Source organism: Zooshikella ganghwensis, from assembly GCF_018263875.1.
Classification (GTDB): domain Bacteria; phylum Pseudomonadota; class Gammaproteobacteria; order Pseudomonadales; family Zooshikellaceae; genus Zooshikella; species Zooshikella ganghwensis.
The window spans coordinates 67,478-84,239 of sequence record NZ_JAEVHG010000020.1; the positions used below are offsets into that span (position 1 = coordinate 67,478).

Below are 16,762 nucleotides of genomic sequence, written 5' to 3' on the forward strand. Positions count from 1 at the left end.
GTATGCAAAGGTAAATTACATCAAACTAGTCATCATCTTCAATTTCTTCACGGTACAAAGTACGCAACCTACCGTTTACAAACTGCAAAACTGCCTTTTCGTCATCTCGGGAAAAATAGTAATGCCATTCAAACACATCTTGATCTTTGAACTGGCCAACCTGACTGCTACCTGCTATTCGTTTGACTCTTCTACCGACACGTTTCTCCCTACTTGGAGGACCACAGCGATAACGAATATAAGGCATTACATCACCTACACTCACGACACTAGATAAATCCTTGCATAGTGCAGAGTCACTCGATTTACCTCCATAATCCTTGCTCTCAATTGATACCAGGTCATCATCTTCAAAACGTAAAACACGTACGAACTGATTACTACTTTGAGCATAAACGAAATAAGTAACATCAATAAAGCGTGTTTCAGCCAAAACATCGCCTTGTTTTAAAATAAGCTCTACTTGAAAAGAATCTTGCTCTGTAGGCTGCCCACAGCGCTTTAGTACCTTACCAATCGAATCACCGTCTGAAATTAGGCGGTTACCACAGCGTAAGGCATAAGAAGGCACACTGACAGCCAGTAAAAGACTACAGGAAACTAACCACTTAAAGAAATGTCGCACGCTTTATATTCCCCCTAAAACGCTGAGTAAATGTCTGTGTATAACATCAGCACTACTATTATTAAATAACATAAACACATCACAATTCATGTTGAGCTCAACGTAATTAACACTAGTATTGATAAGCACAGCCCGAACGAGTTCATTTTCATTGCTTGCTTACAAACTGTGCTTTAATACCCCACACTCATTAGAATGTGCTTTTTCAGTTGGAGCCTTAAATGACTTCCCCATCGCCATACAATACCCCAACCTCTCAAGTGTTACCTGAAACCAGTGAGATACAGCCGATAAAACGCCCCAGTGGACATGGCATTGCATGGTGCACATCGGGTGTAAAGCTTTTTAGCCAACAATGGGGATTATTCATAGCGATTGGGTTTACCTTTGTAATCCTTTCAATTGTTTCGCAGTTTATACCTTTCATTGGCTGGATAATCTCCTCCTTACTTACCATCCTGTTATGGGCAGGCTTTATGTACTGCTGTGACAATTTAGAAAAACATGGACAGTTTTCATTTAACCAGTTTTTTGTCGGCTTTAACCAACAAACTGGGCCATTACTCCTGCTTGCTGCAGTTTATCTTGTCGCCATAATGCTTATTTTTATGATTGCTGGGATGTTTCTCATTTTTACAGTCGGCATGGATTTTATTTTTGGGCTTCAGTCCAGCTCGGGTATGCCTGCTGTATCTGATGAGCGTTTATTCCTGCTGGGTGTAACTGCCTTACTCATTGTCATGGCACTGATGATACCGGTTTTAATGGCAATATGGTTTGCGCCTACGTTAATCGTGCTTGACCAAAAACCATTTTGGGATGCAATAAAGCTCAGTTTTCTTGGCTGTCTTCGTAATATGCTGCCCTTCCTAGTTTATGGTTTGGTACTCTTAGTTATCGGTGTTGTAATTATGCTGCCCGTACTGGTTAGCTGGTATTGGCTGATTGCAGTCTTTTTTCTTTATATCATATTCAACCCGATCATTTTCTGCACAATATATACCAGTTATAAAGATATTTTTGAATATCAACACAGTGAAGGCGAGGCGAGTCCTTAAAGTGATATCAAGCTTCTGGGTATCACATTAAAGCAGGCTAACCTAAACCTCATACAGAAAGATAAATTACTTTAAATGCATCTCACCCTTGAGGCTGTAAAGTAGTTTGCCTCGCCATAATACACTTTGGCTGCTGAGTAATCTGTTCTGCAGCCTTAGGCCCTCTCACTTCAAATGCAATACTCGCTCTCGCCTCACAATTAACCCAATACACATGAGCCGTGAGGTAATCATCTTGTAATTCCTCTAATGAAGGCTGATACCAGCTGGATAACCAATCTCGGTGGCTACCCCACAAAGCCAATAGCACGATTAATATAAAAGCCAATGTACATATCAGTGCTAAATACCAACATCTACCAGGCAATAAAAAAAACTGGCGTACATGGTGGTACGTTATGATCTTAGAGAAAGGTAAACTCAACTTGTTCATGAGTGCTGACTTAGAAATACATCAAGTGTGTTTGTCAGAACTCATCATAACGGTAGGCAGACCCACAACTGAGCAAATATTATACAGTTTGTGATGCTGTATTACTCAAGTTGCAAGCTGAACGAAAAAGTGGGAAAGACATCAATTGTATAAATTGAAGTACGTATACCATCAACCCATAAAAACAAGCACGAAAGCTAAGTTATGTAACTGGGATCTCAGCCTTTCAAAGTCCTAGCCATCCTTGGCATGCACATCAACTCAATTAAGCTTTGTCATAGTTAGTAAGCTGATCCCTCCCCCATGCATTTTGATACTTATTACGAATAGTATCTAAAATTTCTTCATAGCTAGGTGCTGGCACCTCAGTGATTACCCCCCCACCTTGTATATACTCTTCAATGTGATTTTGGATTTCTACTCGCTGCTTTGCTTTTTCATTGGCAGAAGTTTCGCTTTTCATAGCTAGCCCCAATAGACAATATCTTAGTACACTCAAGTAAATTCTATTGATTATTGTTACAAGTAAGTCGAGGTTATTGACCATTCAGTCGCTAATTATATTGTACTTTTCTCAACATACTTCAATGTATTAGCTAAGACGATTTTTTTATAATACGCAAGTCGTTGAAATAAGATATTAATACTGAAATATAGTTGAAGGGGGCGTTCTAACATTCCTTCAACTACCCATTACGACCTTTCAGTATCATTTCAATTGTGAGATATCACCCTAAAATTCATACAGTACTTGCTCAATTTTACTGGAAAGCTTTACACCCCTGTTAGCAATTCATAGTATAGGGAAACTTGTCTGAACTATTTATTTTAAACAAAATAACCAGTAATTCACTTTAACAAGTTGCTTTTTGTAGTTATCATTCGCCTTTTTTATGATGTCGTTTACCAATTGCACCATAAGGTAAGTTAACAAGGCGGTTAAAATTAAACATTTAAATAAGCTTCATTCAACCGTATTCCCTTACATAACGTCTAAAGATAAGGACTATCATATGATTCAGTATCACGCCGTATTAAGCAATGCCAGAAAAAAGTAATTCTGCTACCTGCTTACTTTACACTTGATCAAATAGCACTCATAAAATTAAAGATAATGGCATGATCATAGCTTGTTTTTTGCGTAGCTACCTAACCACTCAATAAATACATTATTAAGAGTGTATTAAATACCAACGCATGCTATCCACATTAACAACAAGAGCAAAAGCATAAAGCCTTTTTAATATAAATCATGTTTCGTATATTATAATCACCCACATGGCCAGATACGCTGAAGTTAAGATAAACCCGTTACCATGGCAGCACACATTAATCAATGATACACACATTAATACAACACAGAAAAACATCGCCAGCTAACACCTTAACATCTGTATTAATGAGGCTACACACATATTTAAAACTGAATTTTCATAATTTTGTAGAAAAACGATATACTATACCCAAAATGAAGGGTTTTTAGGGGCGGCCGTCAAGCGATGAAGCCCCTGGAGCTTATATTAATAAGTGACTGGGGTGGCAGTTGAATGCTCCTGCATAAACTGCATTCCCACCATCCTTGGTGGTCAAGAGTGCTGACAACAAACCCTAAAAATGATTCGTGAAGGGTATATGGTACTGAATAGTATCAAGTGGCCTGTCAGAAGATTCTTTTTAATAAAGAGTGACATTAGCAATCATAAAAAAGCGGTTTGTAGTGTATATAACCAAGTTAAGAAAATACTGAATAGCTAATTTTTACACCAACAGGACACAAAAACACTTAAATGCATGGATGAAAAGCAAACCCAAGTGACACCGTCGCCACTGCAGTAATGTCAATGGGTTTGGCCTGTTCAAGGATAATGAGAATGTTCAACAGTACAAAACCTTTGCATGAAATTAACTTAAATCTTTTAGTATGCCTCCACGCACTGTATGAGGAACGCAATGTAACCCGTGCAGCACACCGGTTAAATATGACCCAGTCAAATGTGAGTAAATCCCTGTCTCAACTTCGGCGCCTAATGCACGACCACTTACTATATCGTGAGGACAACACACTTAAACTGACTCCTCTTTCTCACTCGATAAGAGATAAGGTTGCATTTATAGTGCAAAATGCCCAGGAAGTATTCTCCTCCGGGGTCCCTGGCAATAACCTTTGCAAACGTCGGTTCACACTTGCAGCCAGTGATGTTAGCGTCACCTTTGGCTTTCCCCAGCTGATGAAAGCATTTTTAAAAGACGCACCTCAAGCCATTATCTCACTGACTCCTTGGCAAGAATATAACCCAGAAAGTTTGGTTCAAGGCAAAGTCGATGTAGCGCTTTGTGTTTTTGAGGATGAACACAGCGGTCTTATTCTTGATAAAATAGGTACCACAGAGCTTGCCTGTGTAGTCAATAGTCAACATCCTATACTTCAAAAGTCGCCTTCAATTACCCTAGAGGATTATCTCGACTATAAACACATTGCCAATACCGGAAATGCCAACTATTGGCGTGTTATTGATAAAGCCTTAGCAGAACAAGGTTACCAGCGCGATATAGCCTTAGAAATACCTCTTGTAACAGCAGTTCTTGGTTTAGTAGAGTCCAGTGATTTAATTTTGACTTTACCCACTCCTCTATGCCACCTTCTTCTACTACAAAACCCTAAACTACAAATGTTTTCCTGTCCTGTACCTGCCAGCCTGGATTATGGATTAATGTGGCACTCTCGACTGGACGAAGATACAGACCATATTTGGTTTAGAAAATTAGTTAAGCAAACCACCATTGAATGTGTTGACCATATTATGTCAACCGCAAAAAGCAAAGTTGCATAATTTACAATTTTATTATCCTATTATTTCACTATATTATTTGGCTTTCACTTAAATTCACGATGTGCAAGTGACATGAACAAAACCTTATGCTCAACGCCTCGCCAAGATGGTTTTTATATGCCTGGCGAATTTACACCACAACAAGCAGTATGGTTAGCCTGGCCCGAGCGACCCGATAACTGGCGACTTGGCGCCCAGCCTGCACAACGTGCTTTTGCTGCTGTTGCCCAAGCTATTGCTGAAGCAACGACAGTATATGTGGGTGTATCTGCAAAAGCTTACCCTTTTGCACGACAGGTACTGTCAGAAAAAATACGCGTAGTTGAGCTAAGTACAAATGATGCTTGGCTTCGTGATACAGGCCCGACAATAGTAGTGAATGATCAAGGTGAGCGCCGTGCAATAAACTGGCAGTTTAATGCCTGGGGAGGGTTAGACTCTGGTCTTTACTTTCCCTGGGATCAAGACCAACTTGTTGCGCACAAAGTCTCAGCGGTACATGGCTTTGCTTGTTATGATGCACCTTTTGTACTTGAAGGTGGTGCCATTCATGTGGATGGTGAAGGTACACTTATTACCACAGAAGAATGCTTACTCAACCCAAACCGCAACCCTCATTTAAGTCGTGCAGAAATTGAAGGGTTCTTAAAAGACTATCTTGGCATCAAAAAAATAATTTGGCTGCCTGAAGGTGTTTACCATGATGAAACCGATGGCCACATAGACAACCTTTGTTGCTTTGCGCGGCCAGGGGAAGTGTTACTCAGCTGGACCGATGATGAAAATGACCCTCAATACGCTCGTTCAGTAAAAGCTTATGAAGTGTTAAGTAACAGCAAAGATGCTCAAGGCCGCTCATTAGTCGTACATAAGATACCTCAGCCAGGTCCTCTGTACATGACGGACGTTGAAGCTCGTGGTTTACTCTCTTGTGACTCTACTTGGCCTAGACAAGCAGATGACCGACTCGCAGCCTCTTATGTCAACTTTCTGATAACCAACCAGCTTATAGTAATGCCTTTTTTGGACCCACAGCAAGATGGCCTAGTACAGCAACAGTTACAAGCGATTTTCCCTGAGCATCGAATAGTAGGTATCCCCGCTAGAGAAATTCTGCTTGGTGGAGGCAATATTCACTGCATCACCCAACAAATCCCTGCTGGCAACTAAATTATGTGCTCTAGCTTTTAGGTAACCAAAAGTGATGCTTGCAGCCAATCCACTGAGGGTTACTGCAGCTTACAGAAGTAAATATAAGGTATTTTGTAATGAGAATGATCAAACTGACACTTAGCTTAGTATGTGCTGCATTATTAAGTGGTTGCTTCAGCAACCCATCAAAGCCTGGCATCAGCGATGAGAATTTAGCTCCGCTAGAAAAATGTACTCAACTGTTACCTGCAGGTGAAAAGTACAAGCTGTTTCTTGAAGCAACCATTGATACTCAAAATCAATCAAAGCCAGAGTCTACCGGAGACTTTAGCATTTCAAACCTCAACCCAAACAAACAGACAGAAGCAGAGATGCAACGAGTGATCCCCTTCACCAACTGCATAGGAAAGCTGCTTAAAAAAGAATTTGAAACAACGCCAGAGAGCTAGGAATACCTACTAGAATGGTATACCCGCCATGAAAGCAGGCAATCAACCTACAAAGGAATGGCAAATATCCTACAAACTCTTCTGGCGTTTGTCGGTTGGCTCAAATCACGAGTTGTAGGATCATATACCCATCGAAGCGCTGGCAGCTAGGAAAGCTCAAAGGAAACAAAGCGAAAGGAAGCAAAAGGATTTCCAGCGTATAACCCAAGTGAATGGGTTGAAGGACCGGCTACAAGGACGAGCCACCAGGAAGGTGGTCGTTAAAAAAACCTGCTTAAATAGCAGGTTTTTTTATGTCTATAGTTTTTAATCATTTGCATAATTACCCCCCTCTTCACAAATAGGGTTTGGCGTCATCTTAAGAAAAACCATTTTCCATAGCAAACCCATTTGCTCAACCCTCCAACCCTGCATAAATAAACAACTGTGATATTTCGGTGTATAGTCTGACAGGACAAAGGGGCTCAAAAAATCTTTTTACACGCAAATTTATATGAGACTGCCCTTCACCCTTATTAAGGAGTAAAGTGTGGAAATAACAATAAGACACAGTGAAGCTAATGATATTAACGCCATTAAGAAAATTTATGAGCAACTCTCTTGTTTTACCGGCACACTTCAGCTCCCTTTTCCTTCTGAACAGCTTTGGGAAAAACGTTTAACGCAACTTGATAATGATGTATATAGCCTGGTCGCAGAAGTTGAGGGTAAAATCATTGGACAGCTTGGCCTAACAGTTAATCCATCTCCTCGACGCAAACATGTGGCAAGCATAGGTATGGCTGTCAGTGAAGAGTTTCAAAATAAAGGTACAGGTTCTGCACTTTTAAACGCAGCAATTGAGCTTTCAACTAAATGGTTAGCTATCAAACGTATTGAGTTAGAAGTGTACACGGATAATGAACCAGCCATTAAGCTCTATAAAAAACTAGGGTTTAATATTGAAGGGACCGCAAAAGCATTTGCTTATAAAAATGGTGAGTATGCAGATGTTTTTTTAATGGCCAGGGTTAGCTTATAGTTTCTTTTTTTAATTTTTCATAGTAGATATGATCAACTGCCCCCTATCAAAATAACTCATCGAGGGCAGTTGATCATATTTAAGCTATTTCTAGACTGGCATTTTTACTCACGTCTTTTAAGTTTTCTCCATAGACAGATCGAAGTGCTCTTACAACATCAGATCTAGTAACAACGCCAATTAATTTACCCTCTTCAACCACAGGTAAGATATGAGGACGCGAAACATGCATTTGCTTAGCCCGCTCTTCTAAAGATAAAGTAGATAAATGTGTCGCTATGCCACTGTCTGTGACAGGAAATAGTTTTTCCTTATCAATACACATAAACTCAACCAAGTCGATTAATGAATCATTAGCGTTAATCGCAACTATTTCTCGACTCATTAAGTCGACCACTTTCTGACCTTCAACGGGGATATAACCCTGACACCATAAATCAACAAGCACATCATGTAATGACATAAAGCCCACCAACTGACCATTTTTATCAATAACAGGCGCACCTTCCAAATTGTTTTTCAATAGTTTATCTAACGCTGTAGCTGTTAACATATCAGTATTAAGTGAAAAAGCTTGGTGCTGTAGAATTGATTTAACAGTTTGCTTTGCGGTCATTATAGTGGACTCCTTTTTAGGCAAGTTTTGTGTAGGTTGGGTTTTTATAATTGAAACATTAGATTGGGTGATAACAGCTTTACATTGTACTTGTCGATAAATAAACCAATTGGCCAAGCCTACTAATACTGCACCACCGATAATGTTCCCCAAGGTTACAGGGATTAAGTTTGCTGAAATAAATTGCAGCCAATTTAAATCAGTAAATTGATCTGGACTTAAACCAACTTGAGTCCAAAACTCAGGAGGAGCCATGCTTTGAATACTAATGCCAAGAGGTACCATAAACATATTCGCTACACAGTGTTCAAAACCGCTACTGACAAACATAGCAACAGGTAAAATCACCATAAAAGCTTTCGTTAAAGCATTTGCAGCACTAAAGCTCATCCAAATAGCAAGACATACTAAAAGATTACACAACACTCCCAGGGCAAAAGCTTGTATAGGCGTATGATGTAACTTATGTTGTGCAATCATCAATGCATTCACACCCCACTGCCCATGGTCCATTTGATAAAGACCAGCAGCTGTTACTAAAATCAATAGTATTGAAGCACCAATAAAATTTCCTAAATAAACTTTACTCCAAATAGAGAACATTTTTTTAAAAGTAATTTGTTTATTGGCCAACGCAATACTCGACAAGACGGTACTGGTAAACAGTTCACCACCACAAATAACGATCAAAATCAGCCCTAAGCTAAAAGCAATTCCACCCGCGAGACGACTTAACCCCCACCCGACCTGTTCTGTACTACCTGTTGTTACTGTAATATAAAAAAGAAAAGCCAAACCAATAAACAGCCCAGCCATTATCGCTAGACAGATGCTAACGGTTGTACTTTTACTTGTTTTACTTAACGCAAACTTTTCTGCTTCTCCCATCATTTCAGGTGGTGAGAAGAACTGATTAGATAATGAGCTAGGTACTGACATAGGCACTACTCTCCCATATATGCATAACATGTCTCCTGTTAAGATTAATAGTGAGTCAGCAGCTGCTTATTTTTTAGGCCTTTATACCCTCGGTTGTGGGTAATTTAAGATTACGGCGTATTTTACCATCGGTAAAATTTATAATTTTTAAAGGGTATATCAACTTTATTGATAGGCCTTAAATTGCGTGTACAATAGGACACAAACTTTTTCACGTCGAAACCGTTTTAAGAAATATGCTTTAAAAAAGTTAGTCATTTGTTAGCGTTTAAGGTAAGAGCGTGCGTTATTCATTAAAGCAATTAGCTGTATTTGATGCTGTTGCAGATTCAGGAAGTGTCAGTCAAGCCGCTGAAAAATTGTCACTCACTCAGTCCGCTACCAGCATGTCACTCGCCCAGTTAGAAAAAATGCTGGGGCATCCTTTGTTTGAACGACAAGGAAAAATGATGACACTTACACACTGGGGAATGTGGTTAAGGCCCAAGGCTAAAAAGCTTTTACAAGACGCACAGCAAATTGAGTATGGTTTTCATGGGCAACACCTTTTAAGTGGCGAAATTAAACTGGGTGCCAGCCAAACGCCCGCTGAACACCTGGTACCTGACCTGATCAGTATTATTGATAATGACTTTCCGGAAATTAGAATAAAACTAGGAGTACAAAGTACTGATAGCATCATTAATGGCGTTCTCGACTATCAGTACGATTTGGGTATTATAGAAGGTCGTTGCGATGATAACCGGATAGCCCAAGACGTCTGGTGCAGAGACCACTTAACTGTCATAGCAGCCTCTCATCATCCTTTTGCTCAATGCAAGCAGGTTAGCTTAGCTCAACTGGAACAAGCAAAATGGGTCTTGCGAGAACATGGCTCAGGTACAAGAAAAATTTTTGATAGCTCAATTCACCACTTAATTTCAGACCTTGATGTCTGGCGAGAATATGAGCACGTTCCCGTATTACGTAGCATGGTTGCAAATGGACCTTACCTGACGTGTCTACCTTACTTGGATGTTGAGCAATTTATTGAACAAGGCCAACTGGTTACGCTCAATGTTCCAGAACTTAATATGGAACGAACATTATCATTTATATGGCGTATCGATATGGTTGAAAACCCACTAGCGGAATGCCTTAAACGAGAAGGACTTAGAATGATGAAAAGCAAACCAAATGTTCTTTAGGGTTTCAGGTACGACCCTCTTAAACTCATAGGCAATACAGACTATATGACTAATTACTTACATTAATATGGCAGATTTCCTACAAACCGTACTAACATTTAGCCGTTTGCTCTCAGCGTAATTTGTAGCATCATGTACTCAACAAATCGCTGAGGGTCAGGAAGGCCACAGGAGCTTAGAGAAAGGAAGCACCAGGAAATCCAGCGAAAAAACCTAAGTCGCTTTAGGTGAAAGGATTGGCTAAAAGGACTAGCCGCTAGGAAGGTTAATCTAAAAACCTGCTTATTCAGCAGGTTTTTTTATGCCTGAGATTTCTTCACAAACTTTCTTTCTATTTAGTTAACTCAACCAGCCAATGCTTTAGCAACGTGTTAAGGCTTTTTTGGTCACTCTTTGAAAGCCCAGCAATAAAATCATGCTGTAAGGACAAGTGACTTTGAAAAGCTTCATCTATTAATGCTTTACCTTCATTAGTCAACTTTACTTGCACCGAACGCCGGTCATCACTGCAATGACTGCGCTTAATTAACCCCTTCTCTTCTAACTTATCTAAACGGTTGGTCATCGCCCCCGAACTAAGCAACATCGACTGATATAACTGCGTAGGTGAGAGCGAAAATGGTTCTCCAGAGCGTCTTAATGATGCCAATACATCAAACTCCCCAGGTTTTAATCCACACGCTGCATGACACTGTTGTATAACACGCTCAAGTTGTTTGTAAATTCGGGCTAAGCGTCCATAAATAGCCATCGGTAGCAAGTCTTCTGATATGCCCTGTTGCTGCCACTGAATTACCAATCGGTCAATATCATCTGCTTGCAACTTGTTGTTTTTCATTCATTTGCCTCTACAAGGTCACTCACTGCCAATACCGAATCTTAATTAAAACCTTATAAACTGTGCAAGTATCTTTATATAAAGATACTTTACCAACAGCTGATTATGCCTTATAGTGAATTTATCTTTATATAAAGATATATTATATTAAGATAGATAGCTAATGGAGAAGCTATTTTCCGGAGCCCCCCTTATGAGTAAACAACAATCATTTGATAAACCTCAGTCAGCGGGTTTTATCATATTACTGACCATTATTCTCATAGGTCTGAATTTAAGACCCAGTCTAGCCTCAATTGGCCCCTTGTTAGGCTCTATTCAAGCGGATATTCAGTTATCGTTTAGCGCTGCATCCCTCCTGACCACGCTACCTGTACTGACCATGGGATTGGCTATTTTTTCAGGCTTCAGTTTAGCCAAACGCCTGGGGGAAGCACGACTATTGACGTATTCAATTATTTTATTAAGTGCTGCAACCGCTGCACGCTACTGGGTAGATTCAACATTAATATTAACCATAACTGCTTTTTTAGCAGGTGTAGGTATTGCGTTAATTCAAGCCCTTATGCCTGCATTAATAAAAGCAAACTTCCCAACAAAAGTGCCTGTTCTAATGGGCTTTTACATTACTGCTATTATGAGTGGTGCAGCGATTGCTGCTGCAGGCAGCCCTTATGTTGAAAATATTTCAACCAACTGGCGACTAGGTCTTGCCTGCTGGAGTTTGTTAGGTATCGTGGCACTTGTTTTGTGGAAAATAAATCACAAGCACTTCCATTTTCATAGCGTTAGAGGCAAACAAACTGCACCAATAAACTATTGGACTAAACATCGTGCGTGGACACTCGCCTTATTTTTTGGCTTAGGCACAGCTGCTTACACGTGCGTTTTAGCGTGGTTATCCCCTTACGCAATCGAATTTGGTTATTCACAAAAAGACGCTGGCTGGCTGTTAAGCTTTTTAACGACACTTGAAGTTGTTTCAGGATTGATCTGTCCTATTATTGCTGCTCGTAGGAAAGACCGTCGCCCCGTTATTATGACGCTATGTGTCATGATGGTAATAGGCTTTGCTGGATTAGCTTATGCACCTGAGCAGGGTTTATGGCTGTGGAGTGGGTTCTTAGGTTTAGCGATTGGCGGTATCTTTCCAATGTCATTAATTGTCACCATGGACCACCATAGCAACCCAGTAAGTGCTGGAAAATTAGCCGCTTTTGTTCAAGGTATTGGCTATATAATAGCTGCATTTTCACCATGGATTGCAGGCATGATACGCGATGTAATGACAAGCTTTGCTAATGCCTGGTTATTGCTCACGGTATGCAGTGTTCTTAGTTTAATGCTTGCAATGCTATTCCATCCGCATCGACATCTTGAACCAGAGGAGTCTGAAGCACGTTTAGCACCTTCTGTGGCCTAATTTTTTGTTGCAAACCGTGTGTCCAAGATAACTACTGCAACCCTTGTCCTGCGCTTAGCCGCAGGACTTTTTTATTCCCAGTGACACACATATAATTATACGTCAGTATACTTATATAAATGATAGGACCTGTTAAATTGTTACCAGTAGCATATCCCCAGCGAGAGGGGATAAAAACGTAATACTCTAGAAGTAGGCTAAACAATGGAAATAACGACTCCCAGTCAAAACGATTACCCTGAGTTAGTATCCGTTTGGGAATCATCAGTAAGAGCAACTCATGACTTTCTAACAGAACATGATATTCAGTTTTATAAGCCCATGTTAGTAGACCAGTTTTTTCCACAGGTCGCTCTCACGTGTATCAAAAATACTGATAACCAAATTTTAGGATTTATCGGAACCGCCGAAAATAATATTGAAATGCTATTTATTGACCCAGCCCATCGAGGTAAAGGCGTAGGTAAAAAGTTACTCTCATACGCACTTCGTGAACTAGGTGCATCAAAAGTGGATGTAAATGAACAAAACGACCAAGCAGTAGGTTTTTATCAGCACCTAGGTTTTAAAGTTATTGGACGCTCAGAAAAAGATGGTATGGGGAAACCTTTTCCATTATTACATATGGAAATCAGTCATGGGTTATTTTCCTCTTCGAAATAAAATATATACCCACCATTGAAGGTATGTTCTTCTGGGCTTTTAAAAAACGTCACTTTCGATATTTACACGCTATAAAGCACATTTCTTACTGATTTCACTTTTAATCATAGCATCAATAAAAGAGCGTACTTTGGCAGGCACAAATGCGGTCGACGTGTAGAGCGCATGAAGTGGAAATGCGGCAAGTTTATACTCCGGTAACACGCTTACCAAGTCTCCACTTCGTAAACCTTCCTTAAAAGCCCATACGGGTCCAACATGCATACCCATACCTTCCTCCACCAATACTTTAACTGCCGTGACACTATTAACCGTAAAGTGCCCAGAAACAATGATAGATTCACTGCCATTTGGCCCTAAAAACTCAATCTGACGCTGCTTTTGTCGATGCGAGTAAAAGACAAACGAATGGTCCATCAAAGATTTTGGCGTTGTGGGGGTACCAAACTGTGCAAGATAAGCACGTGATGCAACCAATACTCTTGGTACCTCACCTAAACGCCGACAAATCAAACTAGAATCAGGTAACTGACCAATCCGAATGGCCACATCAATATTTTGTGCAGTGATATCTTCAAAAACACTGCCCAACACCAGCTCAACGTTGAGTGAAGGAAATTCCTGCAACATATCTTTTAAAACAGGTGCCACAAAGCGAGCGCCAAAATCTAAAGGCGCAGTAACCCGTAATAGACCTTTAGGGGTATCCGCTTCCCCGGCAACCATTGCCTCCAGTGCTGCCTGTTCATCCTGCAGGCGACGCATACCTTCATAATAAATCTGTCCAGCCTCTGTTGGAGAAGAACGTCGCGTTGATCGCTGCAATAACTTTATCCCAAGGCGAGCTTCTAACGTTGCAACTTTTCGGCTTATGGAAGAAGGATCCGTTCCTAACTGCTCTGCAGCTACCTTTAGGCTTCCTGCCTCGACGACACGTAAATAGATTTGCTCAGGAGACTCCATGCCACATCCTTTGATCCCATCGATTGATTACGGATACTTTTTGCAAATTTTGCAATTAGTAAATGCAATTTTGGTCTCTACCTGAATCTAGTTCAAGCAATTAAGATGAAACCATCACTCATACCAAGCAAGCAATAAAGGAACTGAACATGAATAGTTCACACGAACTCACAGGTAAAGTTGCATTAATTACTGGCGCTGCACGTAATATGGGAAGAGCATTTGCTGCAGCATTAGCAGCTCAGGGTGCAGATATTGTTGTTCATTATCACTCAAATAATTCAGCTGCAGATGCAGAAGAAACAGCACGTCTGATTCAAGACCAAGGTCAACGTGCACTCTTAGTACAAGGGGACCTTGCTAAACCCCAAGTTGTTGAAGGTATTTTCAACGATATCTTACAAACTTTTGGCAGAGTAGATATCGTCATTAATAATGCTGGGATGGTCATAAAAAAACCGCTAATAGAATATTCTGAAGAAGACTTCGATCGTTCCTTTGCAATTAATGCAAAAGCACCCTTTTTAGTCATGCAACAAGCAGCAATTCACCTGCAAGAGGGAGGTCGTATCATTAATATAGGAACATCACTACTTGCAGCCTTTACTGGCTTCTATGGAGTGTATGCGGGATCAAAAGCACCTTTGGAAGATTTTACTCGCGCACTGGCTAAAGAAATAGGCAGCCGTGGAATAACCGTTAATACCGTAGCACCAGGCCCCATCGACACGCCTTTTTTTCATGGAGAAGAAAACGAACAAACTGTCGCTTACCTAAAATCAGCCAGCGTGGTTGGCCGCTTAGGTCAAATAGCTGATATTGTTCCTATGATAGAGTTTTTAGCCTCAGAAAAATCACGCTGGGTCACTGGACAGACCTTATTGATCAATGGAGGTTTTGTCACCCGATAAATAATCCTTGGTCACCATGTGATTATCTGCATATCCAAGTCGATATTCAAACAATACAAAGCCTATGCAAACAATGATTTCCATAGGCTTTTCTTTTTATTACTCTCACACTGACACACTTTTAAACAATTCACTAAATAACAATACATTTTTATTCTGGGTAGTCAGGTCAACTTAATCTAGTTTTTCCACATAGCCAATTCATTTTTATCTTTCATAAAAAATGAGTTTTAGGATTCACGGTAGGAGTGTGGCAAAGTCATAGGGTGGACTTCATGGCAAAAAATAAATTTTTTACATTTACAACAATAGCTTTTTATTTTTCCAGCTATTCATTCAATGTATTTGCCTTCAACCAGCCAAATTTTTTCATATTAAATCCTGGATATTATGATAATCAAAATTTCCTGGCTGATATCACATTGGTTCCATGCACGTTAGCAAACAAAATCAACAGCCTTTGTTTTAAAATGAGTGTAAAAAGTACACCTATTGAAGATGGTCCCTATTGCCCCAAAACAATTCATGATATAGGCGGAATTTATCCCTATGATGGACCTACAAACCCTGGCCTGCGCTTATTAAGTCGTGCTTTATTTGAAGATATGGAAAATGATGGTTTAGATATTATTGATAATGAAGGAAATATTAGAATTCAATTGATAGATACTCGAGATAAACCTATAAGTTCAGAGTATACATACTGTATTGAAGCTGTAAAAGATTTACGTTTAAAACTTCATTACTTTATCCCAGCCTTACCTCGTTTTGCAACGGAACCTACCTCAATGGAAGGTGCCAGCAATATTGTAGGTCTATCCTTTAATGGTGTCCCTATTAACGGAACACCACCTTCCGTAATTGATGGTATACCTAATGCTCCATCAGGCTTACCCGCTCTTGACCCTTGTGGTGGGCATATCAACGAAGGTTTCTATCACTCACATATTTTCCCAGAAACCATTAATCAAAAACTAATAAAAAACAATATTTTTGAAGTACAGTGCGAAGCTATTTACCAAAAGTATGATAGTGAGCTGATTGGCTATGCTATGGATGGATTCCCCATTTATGGATCTGCAGATTTATTTGGTAAAGAACCAGATAACCTGGATCAATGCAGTGGTCATATTACATCAACCCTACATTATCCTTGGGGCATTTATCATTATCATGCTGCAAGTAATGACCCTGTAAATATTCCACGCTGTTTAAAAGGGGAACTAGCTGAGCAAGTCCTTATTGTCGAATGATTGATTAAACCAGATTCAAAGCACTAAAACGAGATGACCAAATTTAAGTATATGTTAACCTTTTATTAACCTACCCCCCTTTAAAGTGCACCAAAGATTAACAGCACTTTAAACCTTCACTAATCTAGTACATACAACGAAAGCTATACCCAATACGAATGGTTTTTAGGTGCGGCCATCGAGTGACGAAGCCCCATGAGACTATATTACCCCATGAGCCTATATTAATAGGTGATTGGGGTGAGGAGTGAAGATAACAAAACCTAGAAATCATTCGTGAAGGGTATATAGTGATCATAGCGTACTCCAAGCGGGGTGTGCTACTACCCTTGAGGATCATATATCTTTCGTTGAGAATATAACTGGCCCTGCTGGCTGCTGGCTGCTGGCTGCTGGCTGC

Annotated in this window: 16 protein-coding genes; 10 read left to right on the forward strand and 6 right to left on the reverse strand. The window is 40.0% G+C overall.

Features of this window, described 5'->3' with window-relative positions; all coding sequences use genetic code 11:
- Window positions 1-25 precede the first annotated feature (25 nt).
- Window positions 26-625, reverse strand: a complete 600-nt coding sequence (locus KHS79_RS21215; protein WP_212721820.1) for a DUF2845 domain-containing protein — start codon at window positions 623-625, stop codon at window positions 26-28.
- Between the two features lie 221 nt (window positions 626-846).
- On the opposite strand from KHS79_RS21215, the gene KHS79_RS21220 reads away from it, so the two are divergent.
- A complete protein-coding gene (locus KHS79_RS21220; protein WP_212721821.1) occupies window positions 847-1,683 on the forward strand; it encodes a BPSS1780 family membrane protein in 837 nt (278 codons plus the stop codon).
- An 82-nt stretch (window positions 1,684-1,765) separates the two neighbouring features.
- On the opposite strand, the gene KHS79_RS21225 is transcribed toward KHS79_RS21220, so the two are convergent.
- Both KHS79_RS21225 and KHS79_RS21230 read right to left on the reverse strand, forming a co-directional pair.
- Window positions 1,766-2,116, reverse strand: coding sequence for an SET domain-containing protein (locus tag KHS79_RS21225; protein ID WP_212721823.1), 351 nt, complete (start codon window positions 2,114-2,116; stop codon window positions 1,766-1,768).
- 265 nt (window positions 2,117-2,381) lie between these two features.
- Window positions 2,382-2,579: a hypothetical protein gene (locus KHS79_RS21230; protein ID WP_027707671.1), complete on the reverse strand. Its 198-nt coding sequence runs from the start codon at window positions 2,577-2,579 to the stop codon at window positions 2,382-2,384.
- Between the two features lie 1,408 nt (window positions 2,580-3,987).
- Between KHS79_RS21230 and KHS79_RS21235 the strand changes: the two genes are divergently transcribed.
- The 4 genes from KHS79_RS21235 to KHS79_RS21250 all read left to right on the forward strand — a co-directional run bounded on the left by KHS79_RS21235 (window position 3,988) and on the right by KHS79_RS21250 (window position 7,569).
- On the forward strand, window positions 3,988-4,947 hold the full coding sequence (locus KHS79_RS21235) for a LysR family transcriptional regulator (protein WP_165773269.1): 960 nt from the start codon (window positions 3,988-3,990) through the stop codon (window positions 4,945-4,947).
- A 72-nt stretch (window positions 4,948-5,019) separates the two neighbouring features.
- Complete coding sequence (gene aguA, locus KHS79_RS21240) at window positions 5,020-6,117, forward strand: agmatine deiminase (protein WP_094786093.1); 1,098 nt, start codon at window positions 5,020-5,022, stop codon at window positions 6,115-6,117.
- A 98-nt stretch (window positions 6,118-6,215) separates the two neighbouring features.
- A complete protein-coding gene (locus tag KHS79_RS21245) occupies window positions 6,216-6,548 on the forward strand; it encodes a hypothetical protein (RefSeq protein WP_094786092.1) in 333 nt (110 codons plus the stop codon).
- A 529-nt stretch (window positions 6,549-7,077) separates the two neighbouring features.
- On the forward strand, window positions 7,078-7,569 hold the full coding sequence (locus tag KHS79_RS21250; RefSeq protein ID WP_212721825.1) for a GNAT family N-acetyltransferase: 492 nt from the start codon (window positions 7,078-7,080) through the stop codon (window positions 7,567-7,569).
- A 79-nt stretch (window positions 7,570-7,648) separates the two neighbouring features.
- On the opposite strand, the gene focA is transcribed toward KHS79_RS21250, so the two are convergent.
- Window positions 7,649-9,124 carry a formate transporter FocA gene (focA, locus tag KHS79_RS21255; protein ID WP_212721827.1) on the reverse strand — a complete coding sequence of 492 codons (1,476 nt, stop codon included), beginning with the start codon at window positions 9,122-9,124 and terminating at the stop codon, window positions 7,649-7,651.
- Window positions 9,125-9,405: 281 nt separating this feature from the next.
- On the opposite strand from focA, the gene KHS79_RS21260 reads away from it, so the two are divergent.
- A complete protein-coding gene (locus tag KHS79_RS21260) occupies window positions 9,406-10,311 on the forward strand; it encodes a LysR substrate-binding domain-containing protein (RefSeq protein ID WP_212721829.1) in 906 nt (301 codons plus the stop codon).
- A 331-nt stretch (window positions 10,312-10,642) separates the two neighbouring features.
- On the opposite strand, the gene KHS79_RS21265 is transcribed toward KHS79_RS21260, so the two are convergent.
- A complete protein-coding gene (locus tag KHS79_RS21265) occupies window positions 10,643-11,149 on the reverse strand; it encodes a MarR family winged helix-turn-helix transcriptional regulator (protein WP_212721831.1) in 507 nt (168 codons plus the stop codon).
- A 193-nt stretch (window positions 11,150-11,342) separates the two neighbouring features.
- On the opposite strand from KHS79_RS21265, the gene KHS79_RS21270 reads away from it, so the two are divergent.
- Entirely contained in the window at window positions 11,343-12,572 is a 1,230-nt protein-coding gene (locus KHS79_RS21270) for a cyanate transporter (protein WP_212721833.1), read from the forward strand.
- A 204-nt stretch (window positions 12,573-12,776) separates the two neighbouring features.
- Window positions 12,777-13,235, forward strand: coding sequence for an acetyltransferase (locus tag KHS79_RS21275; protein ID WP_212721836.1), 459 nt, complete (start codon window positions 12,777-12,779; stop codon window positions 13,233-13,235).
- A 69-nt stretch (window positions 13,236-13,304) separates the two neighbouring features.
- Here the strand turns inward: KHS79_RS21275 and KHS79_RS21280 are convergent, their stop codons facing one another.
- Window positions 13,305-14,198: a LysR family transcriptional regulator gene (locus KHS79_RS21280; RefSeq protein ID WP_212721839.1), complete on the reverse strand. Its 894-nt coding sequence runs from the start codon at window positions 14,196-14,198 to the stop codon at window positions 13,305-13,307.
- Window positions 14,199-14,347: 149 nt separating this feature from the next.
- Between KHS79_RS21280 and KHS79_RS21285 the strand changes: the two genes are divergently transcribed.
- Window positions 14,348-15,109 carry an SDR family oxidoreductase gene (locus KHS79_RS21285; protein WP_212721842.1) on the forward strand — a complete coding sequence of 254 codons (762 nt, stop codon included), beginning with the start codon at window positions 14,348-14,350 and terminating at the stop codon, window positions 15,107-15,109.
- A gap of 275 nt (window positions 15,110-15,384) precedes the next feature.
- Window positions 15,385-16,362, forward strand: a complete 978-nt coding sequence (locus KHS79_RS21290; RefSeq protein WP_212721845.1) for a YHYH protein — start codon at window positions 15,385-15,387, stop codon at window positions 16,360-16,362.
- Window positions 16,363-16,762 lie beyond the last annotated feature (400 nt).

What these genes read in the sequence shown, in the direction of transcription:
- KHS79_RS21220 (WP_212721821.1), top strand. Translation starts at nt 847, where the DNA reads ATGACTTCCCCATCGCCATACAATACCCCAACCTCTCAAGTGTTACCT.
- KHS79_RS21225 (WP_212721823.1), bottom strand. Translation starts at nt 2,116, where the DNA reads ATGAACAAGTTGAGTTTACCTTTCTCTAAGATCATAACGTACCACCAT.
- KHS79_RS21230 (WP_027707671.1), bottom strand. Translation starts at nt 2,579, where the DNA reads ATGAAAAGCGAAACTTCTGCCAATGAAAAAGCAAAGCAGCGAGTAGAA.
- KHS79_RS21235 (WP_165773269.1), top strand. Translation starts at nt 3,988, where the DNA reads ATGTTCAACAGTACAAAACCTTTGCATGAAATTAACTTAAATCTTTTA.
- aguA (WP_094786093.1), top strand. Translation starts at nt 5,020, where the DNA reads ATGAACAAAACCTTATGCTCAACGCCTCGCCAAGATGGTTTTTATATG.
- KHS79_RS21245 (WP_094786092.1), top strand. Translation starts at nt 6,216, where the DNA reads ATGAGAATGATCAAACTGACACTTAGCTTAGTATGTGCTGCATTATTA.
- focA (WP_212721827.1), bottom strand. Translation starts at nt 9,124, where the DNA reads ATGTCAGTACCTAGCTCATTATCTAATCAGTTCTTCTCACCACCTGAA.
- KHS79_RS21265 (WP_212721831.1), bottom strand. Translation starts at nt 11,149, where the DNA reads ATGAAAAACAACAAGTTGCAAGCAGATGATATTGACCGATTGGTAATT.
- KHS79_RS21270 (WP_212721833.1), top strand. Translation starts at nt 11,343, where the DNA reads ATGAGTAAACAACAATCATTTGATAAACCTCAGTCAGCGGGTTTTATC.
- KHS79_RS21275 (WP_212721836.1), top strand. Translation starts at nt 12,777, where the DNA reads ATGGAAATAACGACTCCCAGTCAAAACGATTACCCTGAGTTAGTATCC.
- KHS79_RS21280 (WP_212721839.1), bottom strand. Translation starts at nt 14,198, where the DNA reads ATGGAGTCTCCTGAGCAAATCTATTTACGTGTCGTCGAGGCAGGAAGC.
- KHS79_RS21285 (WP_212721842.1), top strand. Translation starts at nt 14,348, where the DNA reads ATGAATAGTTCACACGAACTCACAGGTAAAGTTGCATTAATTACTGGC.
- KHS79_RS21290 (WP_212721845.1), top strand. Translation starts at nt 15,385, where the DNA reads ATGGCAAAAAATAAATTTTTTACATTTACAACAATAGCTTTTTATTTT.